This window comes from Bacillota bacterium, assembly GCA_023511455.1.
Classification (GTDB): domain Bacteria; phylum Armatimonadota; class HRBIN16; order HRBIN16; family HRBIN16; genus HRBIN16.
Genome location: JAIMBJ010000016.1, coordinates 51772 through 67833, shown reverse-complemented (window position 1 = coordinate 67833; position 16062 = coordinate 51772). Strand labels below are relative to the sequence as shown.

Genomic DNA, 16062 nt, shown 5'->3' with positions numbered 1-16062 from the left:
TGTATTTGCAGGGCATCTCGCCGGTGCAGCGAAACAATGAGTGGCATCACTTTGACCCGTTGGGCACGGCGCAGGTGGTGAGCAACAACGTGTATGATGTGTTCGGGTGTTGCGTCATCCGCGGGGCAGCTTGCCTCCCTCAGGTAAGCGTGTTACAATTTATCCAAACTAAAAAAACACGTCGAGGGGACTTGTCATGTTGACCGGCAAGAAGCTGTACGCGCTCACGCCCGAACAGGTGCAGTTCTACCGCGAAAACGGCTACCTGTTACTGAAATCGGTATTCACTCGCGAGGAGGCGCAGTATCTGCGCGACGAGGCGCACGCGCTCATCCATCGGCTGGCGCAGGTGTACTCGGAAAACGGGATCAACGCCGCATGGGGCAGTGCGCGTGAAGTTACCAGTCTCCCCACCCAGTTGCTGCACTGCCATAACGCGCAGTACCACAGCGCGGCGTTCGCGCGACTGATGCTGGACTCGCGTTTGACCGACCGCATCGCCGACCTCATCGGCGAGAACATCCAGCTGCATCACACCAAGCTCTTCATCAAGCCGCCGGAGAAAGGCGCGCCCTTCCCAATGCACCAGGACTACCCCTACTTCCCCCACGAAAAACACACCATGCTGGCAGCCATTGTACATTTCGACGACGCGCCCATCGAGAAGGGGTGCGTTTGCATCGTGCCGGGCAGCCACAAGCTGGGGCCATTGGAGCATGACCCACAGGGGGGCTGGCATCTGCCGGTGCAACAGTATCCGCTGGATAAGGCGGTTCCCGTGCCAGCAGAGGCGGGCGACGTAATCGTGTTCAGCTACCTGACCATTCATGGCTCTGGCGTCAACACGACCCAGGAAGCGCGCACGACCCTGCTCATCCAGATGCGCGACCCCACCGACCACCCGACCGTGCTGACCCATCTTTCCCGAGGTCAGGGGCTGATGTTGCGCGGCATAGACCCAGAAGCAGACGCGGGACCGGGCACTGACTCGCGGTCGCGCTTCCTCGCCTCTCAAGAGCCTGAAGCTGCCCTGATTTAGGAAGTGTTCGATAAATGGTAGGGGTCAGGCTGTTGCAACCGTGTTGGCGATATAAAGCGACATCATCTGTCATTCTGAGCGAAGCGAAGAATCTCAGAGATGCTTCACTGCGTTCAGCATGACAGGAAAGCGTCTCTGTAGTCGCTAGAATAAGCCTTGAGGCGGTTTGGCGAACACACTCCCAGAAAATGGAGATAGGGGCTGGCCGTTGGTCAGCCCCTGCGGATACGTCGGCGGTGTGAGAACACGTCAGAACGCAAACGAACGGGACACCTGCAGTGGGAACTTCTGCGCGAAGGCGATGTTGATGCCGAAGACTTCTCCGCCGATAGCCCAGCCGCTCTTGCTGCCGTAGCCCGCCCGAATGGCCAGTCCTCCGCCGAGCCGCTTCTCCGCTCCGAAACGCAGTTCGCCTTTACCAAGGCTGTTGGTGATATCCACCCAGTCCGCCACGTAGGTAATGCCCAGCGGGTCCTCCAGGGCGACGCCCGCGTGGAGCGCGCGCTTCAGCGGTTTGATGGTGGTCTGTGGCGCGTTCGTGTTCGGCGCGGTGTAGGGGAATTCGATGTTCGGCTCGATAAAGTTCTCGACCACCAGCGCGTAGGTGAGCGGGAGCTCCTTGTTGGGCTTCCAGATGATACCCACATCGACGCCGGTGCCGCGCTTGTCCAGATAATCGGCTGCGCCCAGCTCGACCGCACGGCTTCCCGCGTTGCCCGAGGACAGGTCGGTCTGGTCGGCATAATAGTGGGTGTAGAATACGCGCAGCACGCGCAGACGCGCCCCGATGGCAATCTCGCTCTGCTCGCTTCCCGCCGAAAGGCGCGCCCCAAAGGTGATGTCGGGCAGGCTAAAGGCGACCAGTCCGTAGATATCGCCCCGGGCACCGGTCAGGTCGTTGCTCTCGCCGCGTGCCCATCGCTGCAGCTGGGCATTGGGATACAGGCGGAAGTCACCCACAGCTCCGGCGGTGACGGCGATGCCGTTGAACACCAGTCCGAAGTCGGCGTTTGCCACCGCTTGCACCTTGTCCTTCTCAGCAAAAGTGCGCACGATCCGGGCAGCATCGGCAAGGTCCACGACGCCCTTCTGCCCGATGGTCACCGTGTCGCTAATCTGGCGGAGCGTTGCGCCTTCGGTGTCGATGTTCAGATTGTTGACTCCGAACTGCACCCCGCGCACGTAGGCGACCGCCGCGGGATTGAGGTACATCTGTGCGGAAGGGTTGCGCATCAGGGCAATCCCTGCGCCTGCCATCCCTCGCGTCGGCGAGCCGAAGATGGAGATTTCATCCGCCCACGCGCCAACAGATACTATCGCCAGCACCGCCAAACTTATCCAGAAACCTCTCTTCATCGCATCTCCTCCTAAAGCTCCAGAGTGCCGGTACCCAGACCGGTCGTGAGGATGATTCGTGTGCCGTCCGGTAAACCGGGGTCACTGGTAACCTCTGCGGTTAGAGTAACCCCAACGGTGTTGTCGCCTCCCTGCGTGAGGATTTGCGCCAGCGTGTTCAGGCCACCCGATTGCAGCGTTGCGCCCAGACAGGGGTCGTTGCCCGCGCCCTGCACTGTGACCGTGTAGTTGTTGCCTGTGGTGTGCGTGAGGGTAACGGTACCCGTGACGGGAACGTCGAAAGTCACCTGCGCCTGATTATCAGAAAAGGTGGCGTTCAGGCGGAAGTTCTTCAGAGTGATGGTATCGGGCAGGGGAGATTCTTCGGGAACCTGCACCTGCGCTGACTGAATCCGCTGGCAGATAACGAACTGACGTACGCTGGTGATGGTTACGTCGGTGCTGGTATTGGAGAAGGAGCCGGTATAGCTGGCGTAAGCCTGCCGGGTAACGCCTCCACCGTTGCGCGAAGCCGGGAGCACACCGATTAACAGCTCTATCGCTTCGCCCTCCGACCGCCCCAGAGGATTGGAGACGGCCAGCCGCCCCTCTTCCTTCAACCCAGCACCGCAGCCTGCCAGGAGCGGCACAACCAGCAGTAACAACCAGATGCTTCGTGACATGTTTGTGAGAGAACCTCCTTCGCTTCAGGTTGATTTTGTACTTTCTTTTCCTATTATGGTATTTTTTCCTGCAGAAGGAGAGGGGGATGCCGAGTATTCGAAGGAATGGTGGAAAATCCTCCACAGCGTGGTGGAAATTCCACCACATTGTAGTGTATAATGACGAACGATGTTTCCCAGAGCGCTGGCCAACCGAGTCACAGAACTGCTGCAGACGATGCCCGCCGTGTTACTTCAGGGAGCACGGCAGGTGGGCAAAACCACCCTGGCAAAGCAGCTGATTCAAACAGGCGTCATGCAGCACTATTTCAGCTTCGACGATCCTGTGTTGTTGTCCGCTGCCACTCAGGACCCGGTGGGCTTCGTGCGCGAGCTGCCACCGCGTTCCGTGCTGGACGAGGTACAGCGGGTACTACCGGTGCTGCCTGCCATTAAGCTGCGCATCGACGCTCATCGTGAGGTGGGTGACCTGCTGCTTACCGGCTCGGCGAATCCCATGATGCTTCCCCGCCTTTCCGAGACGCTGGTGGGGCGTATGGCTACTGTGACGCTGATGCCGCTCACGCAGGGCGAGATTGAAGGCAGGCAGGATCGGTGGGTGGAGAGCCTTTTTTCCGACGATTTTTCCCCCCGCCGGTTTCCGAGAACAAGTGACCTGCTCGAACGTGTAGAACGCGGTGGCTACCCTGAGGCGGTATTGCGCTCCGATGCACGCGAACGAGTAGACTGGCTGGCGGCATATATCGATACGCTACTGGCTCGCGACGTGCGCGAAATCGCCGATATCGAACGGCTGGCGGAGGTGCCTCGCCTGCTGCAGCTGCTTGCGGCTCAGGCGTGCCAGACGCTCAATGTCGCGGCTCTCTCGCAGCAAACCGGCGTGCCCCAGACCACGCTTCAACGCTATCTGACCCTGCTGGAGACGCTCTTCCTGTGGACACGTGTGCCTGCCTGGTTTGCGAATTTGGGCAAACGGTTGCTCAAGTCGCCCAAAATCCTGGTGAACGATACGGGCATCGCCTGCATGTTGTTGGGGGTAGACGCGGTCCGATTGGCAACCGACCCACTGCTGCAGGGACGAATGGTGGAGAACTTTGTCGGGATGGAATTGCTGAAACAAATCGGCTTCAGCAGACAGCGCTTGCGCCTGTATCATTTTCGCACGGATCGGGGCGAAGAGGTGGATTTCCTGATCGAGGCAGCGGACGGCACGCTGGTCGGTGTCGAGGTGAAAGCAAGCGCGACGGTAAATGCCAGCCATTTTAAGGGACTTCGCACACTACAATCGCTGGTCGGCAACAGCCTGCGGCGTGGTATCGTATTATACTGGGGCGAGCAGACGGTTCCTTTTGGAGAAGGTCTGTGGGCACAGCCTGTGTCCGCGCTGTGGTGCTCGCCCGACTGAGGGAAAAAGGAGGTTGCCATTGGAGGAAGAACAGCAGAAACAGGGACCAAGCTTCAAGGAACGGCTATGGGTGATAGGCATTGCGCTGGTGGTGGTGTCGATACTGGTGCCGGGCTACCTGGACCTGCGTCGGCGGTCGCTCAACGCCAGCTGCCTGAGCAATATGCGCGAAATGTCCAGCGCGTTGCGCACCTACATGCTGGACTGGGACGAGACCCTTCCCCTCGCTTACTACACAGACAAACAACGGAATAACAAACTGGTCACGTGGCCCATGCTGATTGGCGGGTATCTGGATGCCAAACGCTTCTACTGTCCGGCAGACCCTGCCAGGCAGGAACCTCCGTACATCGACCCCGACTCGGACGCAAAAAAGCATGTTTCCTACGGCTTCTTTTTGCCCGCGTCGGGGGTGCGCCCCAGCAGGCTACCGGCGAGTGGTTCCCAGCTGGCGGTCATTGCCGACAGCGACCCCAAGGGGCTGAATACCCATCCCCTGCCTGACATTCCAGCGGAGCAGCAGGCGTTGTTCCTCGGCTTCGACACGCCCGACAACCGCAGCGACAAAGGGGCGCGCTACGTGCAGCGGCTGGCGGTGTTTTCGCGCGGCGGTAAGTGGGACAACTATCGGGATTTGCGCACCCGACACGGCAACACGATTAACACGCTGTTTGCAGATGGACATGTCGGGGAGGTGCCTGCCAGCGTGATCGCGGTTCAGCGCGACTCCAAAGGCAATGTCCTTTCCCCATGGAGCGCGTATCTACCGCAAGCAGAGGGGTACTGATGCTGGTCGTGGGCATTGACGGCGGCGGCACGAAGACCGAAGGGGTGGTGATGAATGAGGCGGGCGAGGTGGTGGCGCGCGGCCGCAGTGGCAGCACCAACCTCTACTTCGCTCCAGTGGAGGAGTGCGAGCGGTCGGTGGCGGAGGTCTGCGCGCAGCTGGCGGCGGCGGTCGACGCGCAACAGGTCGTCTGGCTGTATTCCACGTTCATCCCCGACCTGTCTTCTATCCGTGCGGAGATCCAGCTGGCGTTTCCTAACGCGCAGTGGCACCACGAGGCGGAGCATCGCGCGGTGCTGGCAGCGGGCGGGGTGTTGGAGCCGTACGGCATCGGCGTGGTGGCGGGCACTGGCTCCAGCACCGTGGGGTGGCGTGGTGCGGAACGGCATGTTTCGGTCGGGGGGTGGGGCATGTTGCTGGGCGACGAGGGCAGCGCCACCGACATCGCACTGCAGGGGTTGCGGGCGGTGGCACGCGCGGCGGATGGGCGTGGTGAGCCAACGCTGCTCCGCGAAGAGATGATGGACTACTTCGGGCTGCAGCACCCGTGGGAAATCACGCGGCGGGTGTATCGGGACGCGCTTCCCCGCCACGTGCTGGCAGGGTTTGCGGTGCGGGTGAGCAAAGCGGCGGACGCCGGCGACCGAGTGGCTCAGCGTATCCTCCGCGAAGCAGGGGAGACGCTGGGCAACGATGTGCTGGTGGTGGCACGCAAGCTGTTCACGCCCGAAGAGACCTTCCCTGTGGTGCTGGGTGGCGGCGTCTTCCGGGCAGGCGAGTGGGTCATCGCCCCCCTGCGCCAGAAGGTGCTGGCAGAGTATCCTCATGCGAACATTCTTGTACCCACCGCCTCGCCTGCTGAGGGTCTGGCACGCCTTGCACTCAAAGCGCGGCGCGGGTAGTCCACTCGGTGATTACTGTACCTGCACCGTCAAGCCCAGCGCCTCTGCCACCTGCCGCAGCGGAACCACCAGCTCACCCCTGAACGGAAACACCGCCCGCTCTAACTTCAGCATCCCATCAGGCGTGCGCGCCTCCCGACGAAACGCCTCCAGAGCTATCCACCGCTCCCCACGCTGAAGGGTGACATGCCAAAAGTGAACACTGCGGCTGACTTCCACCGTCACCCCAAACGGTTTGAGCACCGAAATAGGCGCCACCACCGTGCCGTTCAACGCCGTCAGATGCGCACTTTGTACTGGTCTACCGTTGAGCGTGACCGCAGGCGTCGCAGCCCGCGCCACCACCCCTTTGGGATGAATGAGCAAACGATACAGGATGCTTTGCGCCACAGCCTCCCCAAGCGCAGGGTCCGGGTGCGATATCACGCGCACGAAGGAGCGGTCATACACGAAGCACAGGGACAAAGTGCTTTTTTTCGGCCCAAGCGAATACCACGACTCTGTGCCCAGAGGAATGCCCGACGGCGTGCCCCGATAGAATAGGGCTGCTGACTCGCGCTGGAAATCCTCATAGTTCGTAGAGGCGCGTTTCTGGTATAGCTCCACGCTAACAGTGATTGAACCGCCGCTACTCAGCTCAGTGAACGAGCCGATTTTCCGTGCCAGATATGCCTGAGCGCGCTCCAGAGGAAACCACCGACGGGTTATCTGACACTTCAACTCCTCGCGCTTGGCTGAGGAGGACAGCCCGCCTACGTTCAGCCAGACATGGGTGTGCCCGAACGGCGCCATCCACGCAAACGTCCCCCCGTCTATCTCATGGCCACGATACTCCCGCACAACCACTGTGTAGCCAGGGATTTCGTCGGGTTCGCACAGCAGGAACAAGAGGTCAGCAGGGGTATAGCCTGTGGATTGGTACTTGCCGTCGTTTTCCACCACCACGCCCTGCACCTCGTGTTTACCGACGGGCGGTTCCGCTGTCAGACTGATTTGAGCCGCTGCCTGCATGACTGCGCTCAGGGCGGTCAACCAAGCTGTAGTCAGAACCTTTAGTCTTATCATCTGTGTATCCCTCCCGTTAAGGAATTGACTCTGCTGTCACCTCAGGGATCAACCCACCTGAGGGTGTCGGTCTCCAGAAAAAGTCGGGCTGCGTATACTCCCTCACGTCGAGTATAATCCCCGTCACTGCATCGACGATACCGAAGATGTATGCCTCCACCAGATAGTCCCTGTAGTCTGGCTCGCGAGGCATCCCTGTTACAGCGATACGATGTGACGGGTGAAACTGAATGCAGGAATCCCAAACGCGCCCACTATTTTGTTCAATGCAGAACTGATGGTATGTCCAGAAACTCACCCCGTCGTAGTGGGAACTGCCCCAATGCGCTACATCCAGCGGTTTAGTCCTGAAGTATAACAGCGTCCATTCCTCGTCGTCGATAGGTCTGGTTCGCTGACTAAGGGAGTGCGTACGTTGTACGGCGCGGTTAGATAGACCCAGGCTGGTCTGCAGGCACAACAATAAGTCTGCAAAATCGTTGCACTGCCCTACCTGACCGTTATTCATGAACCATGTAAGGCATGCCCGTAGGTAGAACCGTTCGAAACTGTCCGTGTAGTCCCGAGCGAACCATCGTCCCTCGATATAGTCGCCCCACAGATGCAGGGTATTGGTCACCTTACGGGCAGCGGTAGCCTCATCTGCGGCTAGACTCGCCCAACTGCAGCTGAGACGCAGCACACTCACCCACGCTGGGCTCATCGGCGCTTTGGGTGCGTCCAGCACCACGAACACGTCCGAAGGAGTGTTGACGGTGCTGTAGGGCATCACACCTACTGGCAGAGGCCATGAGCCTGTCCACACCAACAGCAAGCCCTCACTCCACAACGTGGCATACTCTACATGGTCCGGCAATGCCCGAAGCGGATACACCGCATCGGGCGCAAGCCAGTTGCTCCCAGAATGGGGGTGCTCCCAAATCACCTCCCCTGTGCCCGCGCGACTGAGCACCACCCGTATCGGCATCCACCCCAAAAGACGGGAATATTGCGAGTTCCAGCGAACCCCCAACTGCAGCGTGCTTCCCTTTTGGGCACAAACCGGCTGTCCCAGCACGGGCGGGAAGGGCACCAAATCGGCACTGCCTTCCTGTTGTGCCCACCGCAGGCGATACATCTGGCTGCCCGACAGGGGGAACTCGTATGCTGGCTGTTGCGCCATGCACAAATTGGACGCCAGGGCGATCAGCAGGGTTACCGTTAGCAAGCGTCTCATCCTTTGCCCAAGCCTACCTGCCGATACGTGGACTGCGACGTTACCCGCTTTTCTAATTTCATCATACCACATCGAAAAAAAAGCAAGACCTGCTTTCGTGTTCCTGGTGTTCTTTGTGCCCTAATGGTTCAATTTAGAGAATTACTCGTAGCGGAGCGCTTCAATGGGGTTCAAGCGGGAGGCGCGCCACGCTGGGTAGATGCCAAAGAAGATACCCACTGTTGCTGAGAAGAGAAAGCCCGCGGTCGCCGCCCAGAGGGGCAGGTGCGTGGTTAAGCCTTCGCCACCGAAAAGCTTCGCCTGCTGGGTCACCCAGCCCACCAGCAGACTGGCACCCCATCCCAGCAAGATACCGATGATGCCGCCGACGCCGGAAAGGGTCATCGATTCGATGAGGAACTGCAGGAGAATGTCACGGTTGCGCGCGCCCACTGCCTTGCGGATGCCGATTTCTCGCGTGCGTTCGGCTACGGTGACCAGCATGATGTTCATGATGCCGATGCCGCCCACTAGCAGCGATAACCCAGCAATCGCCCCCACCACCAAGCCGAAGATGCTCAGCACACGCCCGATGGAGGAGAGCAACCGTTCCTGACTGTCCACCCGGAAGTAGGGCTGGTTATCATGCCGGCGCATCAGCAGCTGCCAGATTTCGTCCATCGCCTCGGTGGTGCGATCGGGATCACGCGGCTGCGCGAAGATAACCGACACCAGGTCTATCCCCACGAACCGCTTCTGCAGGGAGGTAATCGGCACGAATACCCGCTTGTCCCAGTCCTCGCCAAACGTCCTGCCTTTGGGCGCGACCACCCCCACCACCGTTGCCGAAACGCCCGCGATTTCCACCGTTTCACCAATCGGGTCGCGGTCACCGAAGAGCCGCTTTTGCACCTCGTTGCCCAGCACACACACCTTCGCCCAGCTATCTATGTCTTCCTGTGTGATGAACCGCCCGCGTTCCATCTGCAGGTTGTGCAGATACAGATACTCGGGCTGGCAACCGTCGACGGTGGCGTCCATCTCTTCTGCTCCGTAGCGTATCTTCTGGTTGCCGACGGTAAACTCCGCGCTGACCATCTTCACGCTGGAGCACTCCTGCAAAATCGCCTGCGCGTCTTCCATGCGCAGACCCTCAATGCTACCCGGCGTCTCGCCGCGCTGGCGCAGGGAGGGGTCGTACACCACGATAATCAGACTCGAACCGAGCTGGCGGAACTCTTCCACCACGCGCGAGCGCGCGCCCTCCACCAGCGCGACCATCAGAATCACCGCCGCCACGCCGATGATGACGCCCAGCATGGTCAGCAACGAGCGCAGCTTGTGTCGGCGCAGGTTTGCCAGCGCGGTCAGAAAGGAGTCTATCAGGCTCATTCTCTGCGCTCCCTTTCGCGTTCCTCTCCGCCAGATGCACTGACATTGAACTCAAACTGCTGGCGTTTGGGACCGGAGAACGGCTGCGGACGCACCTTCTCGCCCTCCTTCAGCCCTTCCAGTATCTCCACAAAGGCGTCGCCGCGCAAGCCCACCTTCACCGTGCGCGTCTCGTTTTTGTCCACCGGCTTGCCGTCGACCATCTCACGGTGCACCACGTTCACTTTTGCGGTAGAGGCGTCCACAAACTGCAGCGCCTCTTTGGGCAGGCGCAGCACGTTCTCGCGGCGATCCACGATGATTCGACACTTTGCGCTCATGCCGGGCTTCATGCGCGGGTCGGGTCTTTCGATCTCCACCTCCACAGGAAACTTGATAACCGCCCCGCCCGGCACACCCTGCTGCGACACTGCCGAAGCGGGAGCCACCTTGCGCACCTTGCCCTCGAACACCTCATCGCGCAGGGCATCCAGCCGTATCTCCACCTTCTGCCCCAGCTTCACCTTGCCGATGTCCACCTCGTTGACCTGCAGTTTGATGCGCATCCGCGACAGGTCGGCAATCTGCACCAGCGGCATTCCGGAAGAGAAGGTCGCCACGCCCGAAGTGACCAGCTCGCCCGATTCGATGTAGCGCTGGGTGACCACGCCGCTCATCGGGGCACGGATGATGGTATCCGCCAGGCGCGTACGTGCCTCCTTTAGCGCGCTTTGCAGCTGTTCCACTGTCGCCTGCGCCTGTTGCACCTCTTTCTGGCGCATCGGCAACTGCACACGATTTGCCTCTGCCAGCCTCAGCCTCGTGCGGGCATCTTCCAGTGCGGCGCGCGCCGCCTCCACCTCTTTTTGGCGCAGCTCGTCGCGTTTCGCCTGTGCGCGCACCTGTTCCAGAGCTGCCTTCGCCTGTTTCACCCGCGCCTCTGCATCCGCTCTTTGCAGACGCAGCTGCTCCTCCAGAGTTTGCAGACGCTGTTCCGCCTGCTGCAGGCGTGATTCTGCCGCGGTGAGCTGGGTGGTTGCCAGGTCCACCTCCCGCTGCGACACAAAGCCCTTTGCCAGCAGCTGTTTCTGCCGCTCCAGCTGGCGTTTGGCGTCGTCGCGCTGCGCTCGCATCTCGTTGACGGCTGCCTGTGCGTCGGTGCGCAGCTGGGGATGAGTCACTTTCAGCAGCAGGTTCAGGTTGTCCAGCGCCGCCTGATAGCTGGCTTCCGCCTGCTCCAGCGCTGCCTGTGTGACCTCAGGCTGGGTCTGCGCGTCACGCAACGCCTGCTCATAGCGTATCTCGGCGGTGCGCACGGCGTTTCGCGCCTGCTCGATCTGCGCGGCGGTGTCCACAGGCTGGTACCCGCTTAACAGCTTTGCCTGTTCCAATCGGGCGAGCGCCGCGCGCAGCTGTGCTTCCGTTTGGCGCAGGCTGGCTTCTACCTCCACGGGGTCAACGCGGGCGATGAGCTGCCCATCGCGTACCACGTCCCCTGCCTCCACGTCCAGGCTGAGGATACGCCCTGCGATTTTGCTTTTGACCTCTACCTTGCGCAGCGGTTCCAGCACACCCGACTCCGCCACGATAATCTCGACATCACCACGGCTGACTTCCACCAGACGCGGCGGAGGTTTCGGTTTATTCAGCCAGCGATACCCCCACCAGCTGGCAGCCCCCAGCAGAATCAGCACCGGCAAACAGCCGAACAGGAACAGTTTCCACCGACGACGGAAAAAAGTGCTCACACCGTCCTCCCTTGATGAACGTCTGGAATCCTCTATTTATGACCGTTCTGCCCGCATGAAGTTTCACCCGGATTGCCGTTTCTCCTGCGAAACGAGCAGCATCAGCGAGGAAGCCATGATGCACTGGGTCGCCAGTTGCGCGTATCCAGCCCCCAGCAAGCCGTAGCGCGGCACCCACCACCACAGACACGCGAGCATGCAGAGTGTGCCCGCTATCGCCACCAACCCCACCCATGCCGTTCGGTGACGCACCAGCAACACAGCGTTGCCCCAGGCCACTACCGAGGCAGGAAACAGGCACCACGCCAGCACGTGCAGCACCGGCACGGCAGGTTCATAAGCCTCGCCGTACAGCAGAGGTATCCACAGCGACGCCCCGACACCAAGCGCGGTTGCCAAAGCCATCGCCGTAGCCAGCATCGAGCCAAGTACTCTCAGCCCCAGCCCGGCACCTTCACCGCGTTGCGCGGCGGCAGCAGGAACCAGCGCCAGCGCCATCGAGCCAGCGACGAGGTTACTTGCCCACAACAGCACGCTGGCACTGCCATACCAGCCTGCGCTCTGCGAACCATAGCGCATCGCAACAGCCAGGATGTCCACCCGCATGATGAACCCGTGACATACATCGGCTATTGCCAGCGGCGCGCCCAGTGCAACCAGTCTTTTCCAGATGCGCCAGCGCAACCGCGCCCGAGGAAGGGGCAAACAACGCAGGTAAGTGATTAGCGCGAAGATACCGCCCCCCAGCACTCCAGCCAGCGCACCCGTTAAGCCAAACCACAGCGCGCCGGCCGCCGCCAGCAATACGGTGCTAACCCTTTCCAGAGCGACGGCTCGCGTCTCGATATGCGCCTGTAGCCGCGCCCGAGCCACTCCTGCCAGCAGTTGCTGGATGCACGCCAGCGCCCAGTATGCACCTGCCAGCATCAAGGCCAGCCCGAGATGAGATGCGCCGTATATCCACCATGAACCCAGCACCATGATACCCCACAGCAGGAGGCTCTGCCGTATCCGCAATCCGATAGCCGCACCCAAAACCGCCGATGAGCGGGGACGGCGTGCAATATGGCGCGTGATAATGGCGGAGATACCTGTATCGGCAAAAGGAGCCAGCGAACCGGCAATCGCCATCGCCTGCGTGAAGTCACCGTAGGAGACGGGGGCAAGCAGTCTCGCCAGCAGCACGTTGTTCAGCAATCCCAGCGCGCGGGCTGCGAACTGCGAACCGAGCAGCCACCGGGTGTTATACCACCAGTTTTTCACAGCAGATTAACCTGACTGTTATCTCCCAGCATCAGCCGCACGGCGCGCGGTTTGCCCTCATCGCGGCAGACGGTCACATTGCGCCCTAGCAGGCTGTCCTCCATGCGCGAGCCGATGTTCAGGATGCGGCAACCCTCCAGAATCACACTGTGCTCCACTTCGCTGGAGACCACCTGCACGCCATCGGCGATGGAGGTGAACGGACCGATATACGCGTTCTCAATCAGGCAATTGGCTCCGACGATGACAGGTCCGCGAATGACGCTGTTGATGATGCGCGTACCCTCTCCGAGGCACACCCGCCCGTGCAGGCGTGAACGGCTGTCCACTTCCGCGCGGACATCGCGTTCGATATCCTCCAGCAGGATGCGATTGGCTTCCAGAATGGCATCGAGGTTGCCGGTATCTTTCCACCAGCCGCTGATGATGTGCGAGCGTACCTGATAGCCGTGGTCGATGAGATACTGGATGGCGTCGGTAATCTCCAGTTCCCCACGCGCGGAGGGCTGGATGGCGTTCACTGCCTCGAAGATGTGGTGGTCAAACATGTATACTCCTACCAGCGCGAGGTCAGTGGGGGGATGTCTGGGTTTCTCGATGAGACGCACCACGCGCTTACCGTCCAGCACCGCCACGCCGAAATCCTGCGGGTTGGGCACGTGCGCCAGCAGGATCTGTGCATTCGGGCGCATCTGTTCGAACTCGCGCACAAAGGGGGTGATGCCCTCTTTGACGAGGTTATCGCCCAGATACATCACGAACGGCTCCTCGCCCAGAAATCCCTGAGCGATTTTGACCGCATGCGCCAGCCCCAATGGCTCGGGCTGATGGATGTAGGTCACGTGGATACCCCACCGGCTACCGTCACCCACCGCCTGCATAATCTCTTCGCGGGTGTCGCCCACGATGATGCCCACGTCGGTGATACCCGCGTCGCGGATGGCTTCGATGCCGTAGAAAAGCACCGGCTTGTTCGCAATCGGGATAAGTTGCTTCGCGCCGGTGTAGGTAATCGGGCGCAGGCGGGTTCCTTTGCCGCCGCTCAGTATCAGTCCTTTCACGAGTTGCGCCTCCTTATTGAAGGATGGTGGGACTGCCGGCTGTTGATGGAGACGGGCACCTTGTTGGCAACAATGCCCAGCAGCCTTGCCTCCGGCACAGCACGGACAGTTTCTACCGCACGCAGAGCTTCGTCGCGCAGAGTGGTGCCCGGCTGAACGACCAGCAGGATGGCATCGCAGTGCAGAGCCAGCATTCGCGCGTCGGCGAACAGTCCTGCTGGTGGTGCATCGAGGATAAGAGTGTCATATTCGCTTCGCAGCTGCGCTATCATATCCTGCAGGCTGGCACTCTCCAGCAATTCGGGTGAACCAGAGGAAACACTCCCCGACGGCAACAGCCAGAGGTTATTCATACGCGTGGCACGAACACATTCATCCAGTGTCTTCTCGCCGAGAAGGAATTCGGTGAGTCCTGGTGATGGTGCCACGTCCTCAAGATGGTGCTGCATCGGCTGACGCAGGTCGGCATCTACCAGAAGAACACGCCGCCCCGAGCGCGCCATGCTTTCCGCCAGATGCCTGGAGACAAAGGTCTTGCCCTCGCCATCGGACGCGGAGGTGACCATCAGCACGGGCACAGAACGAGGGAGGCTCGCGAGCCGGATGTTGGCGCGCAGGTTACGGAACGCTTCAACGGCAACAGGCTCCGTCAGCACAGGGGTGTTTGCCCCGTCACGCAACGCAGGAATGGTAGCCAGCAGAGGTGCGTTCAGCCATTCTGAAGCCGCTTGCGCGGAGGTAAGGCGACGGTCCAGTTGCTCCAGCAACAGAGAGAAGCCCACTGCCAGCAAAGCACCGAGTAGCATGCCCATCAGGATGTTCATGATTCGTCGGGGTTTGACACGCTTGCCCGGCAGCTGCGCCAGATCCACGATGCGGGCGTTGCCGAGCTTCACCGCCTGCGTGAGTTCTGCCTCCTGCAATCGCTCTACGAGGAACAGGTAACGTTTCTCCAGAGCCTGTCGTTGACGTAGCAGCTGGGTCAGTTGCTTTTCCAGTTCTGGCACTGCCAGCATCTGCTTCCGGATATTCTCCATCGCCTGTTCGAGTGCACTTATCTGTGCCTCTTGCCCCACAATATCGGCGGACAGCAAGGCAACGCTTTTGTATAACTCTTGATACACAGGGTTAGGCAAACGCTGCACGCTTTCGATGCGCGCCGCTTCTTGCCGGAGCCGCTCTCGCAGTGCTTCCACGCGAGCGATGGCGGACTGCACCCGAGGATGCTCTTCGGTGAACTGTGCCTGCAGCGACAGCAGGTCCGCTTCCGCTGTTACGAGCTGCTTCTTGATTTCCTGCACCGTTGGGTTTTCGTAGATGGTGGGTGAAATGACCGTAGAAGGTTCCTGCCCCAGCCTCTGTCTCGTGGCAGCCAGGCGCGTACGCAGGTCGGTCAGGCGCAGGTTGCCCTGCCAGCGTCGGTTGCTCATCTCTACCATCTGCAGCATCAGCGCGCGCATCTGTTCCCCTGCGTCCAGAAACTGCTTTTTCCTCTTGAAAGACGCCAGTTTCTCGTCGGCTTGATTTAATTGTTCCTTTACCCCTCCTGGCGCTTCCAGCTGGTTACGGATAAAGCGGACGGTGTTCCGCGCCTCCTCCTTGCGCACGTGCTCGTTTTGCCAGACGATAACCAGTGCCGCTGCGTTCACGGCATCCTGTGCGCGGCGCGGTGAGGTGGATTCGGCGAACAGTTCGATGAGACCGGTATCCTCTATCAAACGTGCGCTGAGCTCCTGCTCGAATTCATCTTCGTCTTTGGGTTCACCGGGCTTGCGCCCCTCTATCTGAGCAGCGCGCGATAGAATACATCCCTCCGTGTCCACAGGATTCGGAGTCTGGCACAGTATGCCTTCAAAAAGAGACTTGACGTGTTCTGTATTTTTGTATTGGGACAGTAGGATGCCGCTACGGTGCGATATAGTGACTACGGAATCTACAAGCATCTTATAAGAATAGGTGTCCATGAGTTCCGCCTGCTCTTGAGGCACCACGCGAGCAAAACCCGCACCGAAGACGTCCGTCCGCAGTACAAAGCCCGAAGGCTGTTCGACCTGCACCACCGCCTTCGCGCGATAGACAGGACGTGCCGTGAAAGTGATGGCAGCGGTACCCAGCACAACCAGCGCGAAACATGTCAGCGCGTATCTGCGCCTTCTCCACAGGATGTCTAACATTCGCGATAACAGGGCGCGTTCACCGGACACAGCT

The 16062-nt window shown here is 60.4% G+C and carries 13 protein-coding genes; 4 read left to right on the top strand and 9 right to left on the bottom strand.

Annotation, left to right across the window (positions count from 1 at the left end):
• The first annotated feature begins 196 nt into the window (after positions 1-196).
• Positions 197-1039: a phytanoyl-CoA dioxygenase family protein gene (locus K6U75_10255; GenBank protein MCL6475419.1), complete on the top strand. Its 843-nt coding sequence runs from the start codon at positions 197-199 to the stop codon at positions 1037-1039.
• Between the two features lie 249 nt (positions 1040-1288).
• On the opposite strand, the gene K6U75_10250 is transcribed toward K6U75_10255, so the two are convergent.
• Together K6U75_10250 and K6U75_10245 are read right to left on the bottom strand one after the other, a co-directional pair.
• Positions 1289-2395, bottom strand: a complete 1107-nt coding sequence (locus tag K6U75_10250) for a hypothetical protein (protein MCL6475418.1) — start codon at positions 2393-2395, stop codon at positions 1289-1291.
• An 11-nt stretch (positions 2396-2406) separates the two neighbouring features.
• Entirely contained in the window at positions 2407-3057 is a 651-nt protein-coding gene (locus K6U75_10245) for a hypothetical protein (GenBank protein ID MCL6475417.1), read from the bottom strand.
• 169 nt (positions 3058-3226) lie between these two features.
• On the opposite strand from K6U75_10245, the gene K6U75_10240 reads away from it, so the two are divergent.
• The 3 genes from K6U75_10240 to K6U75_10230 are packed head-to-tail and all read left to right on the top strand — an operon-like array spanning position 3227 to position 6151.
• Positions 3227-4462 (top strand): ATP-binding protein, encoded by a 1236-nt coding sequence (locus K6U75_10240; protein MCL6475416.1) that lies wholly within the window; start codon positions 3227-3229, stop codon positions 4460-4462.
• A gap of 19 nt (positions 4463-4481) precedes the next feature.
• Positions 4482-5249, top strand: coding sequence for a hypothetical protein (locus K6U75_10235; GenBank protein MCL6475415.1), 768 nt, complete (start codon positions 4482-4484; stop codon positions 5247-5249).
• On the top strand, positions 5249-6151 hold the full coding sequence (locus K6U75_10230; GenBank protein ID MCL6475414.1) for a hypothetical protein: 903 nt from the start codon (positions 5249-5251) through the stop codon (positions 6149-6151). The genes K6U75_10235 and K6U75_10230 overlap by 1 nt, the downstream gene beginning before the upstream one ends.
• A 12-nt stretch (positions 6152-6163) precedes the next feature.
• On the opposite strand, the gene K6U75_10225 is transcribed toward K6U75_10230, so the two are convergent.
• From K6U75_10225 to K6U75_10195, 7 genes are all read right to left on the bottom strand, one after another.
• Positions 6164-7216 carry a hypothetical protein gene (locus tag K6U75_10225; protein ID MCL6475413.1) on the bottom strand — a complete coding sequence of 351 codons (1053 nt, stop codon included), beginning with the start codon at positions 7214-7216 and terminating at the stop codon, positions 6164-6166.
• 16 nt (positions 7217-7232) lie between these two features.
• A complete protein-coding gene (locus tag K6U75_10220; GenBank protein ID MCL6475412.1) occupies positions 7233-8432 on the bottom strand; it encodes a hypothetical protein in 1200 nt (399 codons plus the stop codon).
• 141 nt (positions 8433-8573) lie between these two features.
• Positions 8574-9803 (bottom strand): ABC transporter permease, encoded by a 1230-nt coding sequence (locus K6U75_10215; protein MCL6475411.1) that lies wholly within the window; start codon positions 9801-9803, stop codon positions 8574-8576.
• Positions 9800-11530, bottom strand: a complete 1731-nt coding sequence (locus K6U75_10210) for an efflux RND transporter periplasmic adaptor subunit (protein MCL6475410.1) — start codon at positions 11528-11530, stop codon at positions 9800-9802. Before K6U75_10210 ends, K6U75_10215 begins: the two co-directional genes overlap by 4 nt.
• A 63-nt stretch (positions 11531-11593) precedes the next feature.
• Complete coding sequence (locus K6U75_10205; protein MCL6475409.1) at positions 11594-12793, bottom strand: oligosaccharide flippase family protein; 1200 nt, start codon at positions 12791-12793, stop codon at positions 11594-11596.
• On the bottom strand, positions 12790-13854 hold the full coding sequence (locus K6U75_10200) for a glucose-1-phosphate thymidylyltransferase (protein MCL6475408.1): 1065 nt from the start codon (positions 13852-13854) through the stop codon (positions 12790-12792). The genes K6U75_10205 and K6U75_10200 overlap by 4 nt, the downstream gene beginning before the upstream one ends.
• Positions 13851-16058 (bottom strand): polysaccharide biosynthesis tyrosine autokinase, encoded by a 2208-nt coding sequence (locus K6U75_10195; protein ID MCL6475407.1) that lies wholly within the window; start codon positions 16056-16058, stop codon positions 13851-13853. Before K6U75_10195 ends, K6U75_10200 begins: the two co-directional genes overlap by 4 nt.
• Between the last annotated feature and the right edge of the window lie 4 nt (positions 16059-16062).

Excerpts from the sequence above, each read along its gene's own strand:
- K6U75_10255 (MCL6475419.1), top strand. The coding sequence starts at position 197 with ATGTTGACCGGCAAGAAGCTGTACGCGCTCACGCCCGAACAGGTGCAG.
- K6U75_10250 (MCL6475418.1), bottom strand. The coding sequence starts at position 2,395 with ATGAAGAGAGGTTTCTGGATAAGTTTGGCGGTGCTGGCGATAGTATCT.
- K6U75_10245 (MCL6475417.1), bottom strand. The coding sequence starts at position 3,057 with ATGTCACGAAGCATCTGGTTGTTACTGCTGGTTGTGCCGCTCCTGGCA.
- K6U75_10240 (MCL6475416.1), top strand. The coding sequence starts at position 3,227 with ATGTTTCCCAGAGCGCTGGCCAACCGAGTCACAGAACTGCTGCAGACG.
- K6U75_10230 (MCL6475414.1), top strand. The coding sequence starts at position 5,249 with ATGCTGGTCGTGGGCATTGACGGCGGCGGCACGAAGACCGAAGGGGTG.
- K6U75_10225 (MCL6475413.1), bottom strand. The coding sequence starts at position 7,216 with ATGATAAGACTAAAGGTTCTGACTACAGCTTGGTTGACCGCCCTGAGC.
- K6U75_10220 (MCL6475412.1), bottom strand. The coding sequence starts at position 8,432 with ATGAGACGCTTGCTAACGGTAACCCTGCTGATCGCCCTGGCGTCCAAT.
- K6U75_10215 (MCL6475411.1), bottom strand. The coding sequence starts at position 9,803 with ATGAGCCTGATAGACTCCTTTCTGACCGCGCTGGCAAACCTGCGCCGA.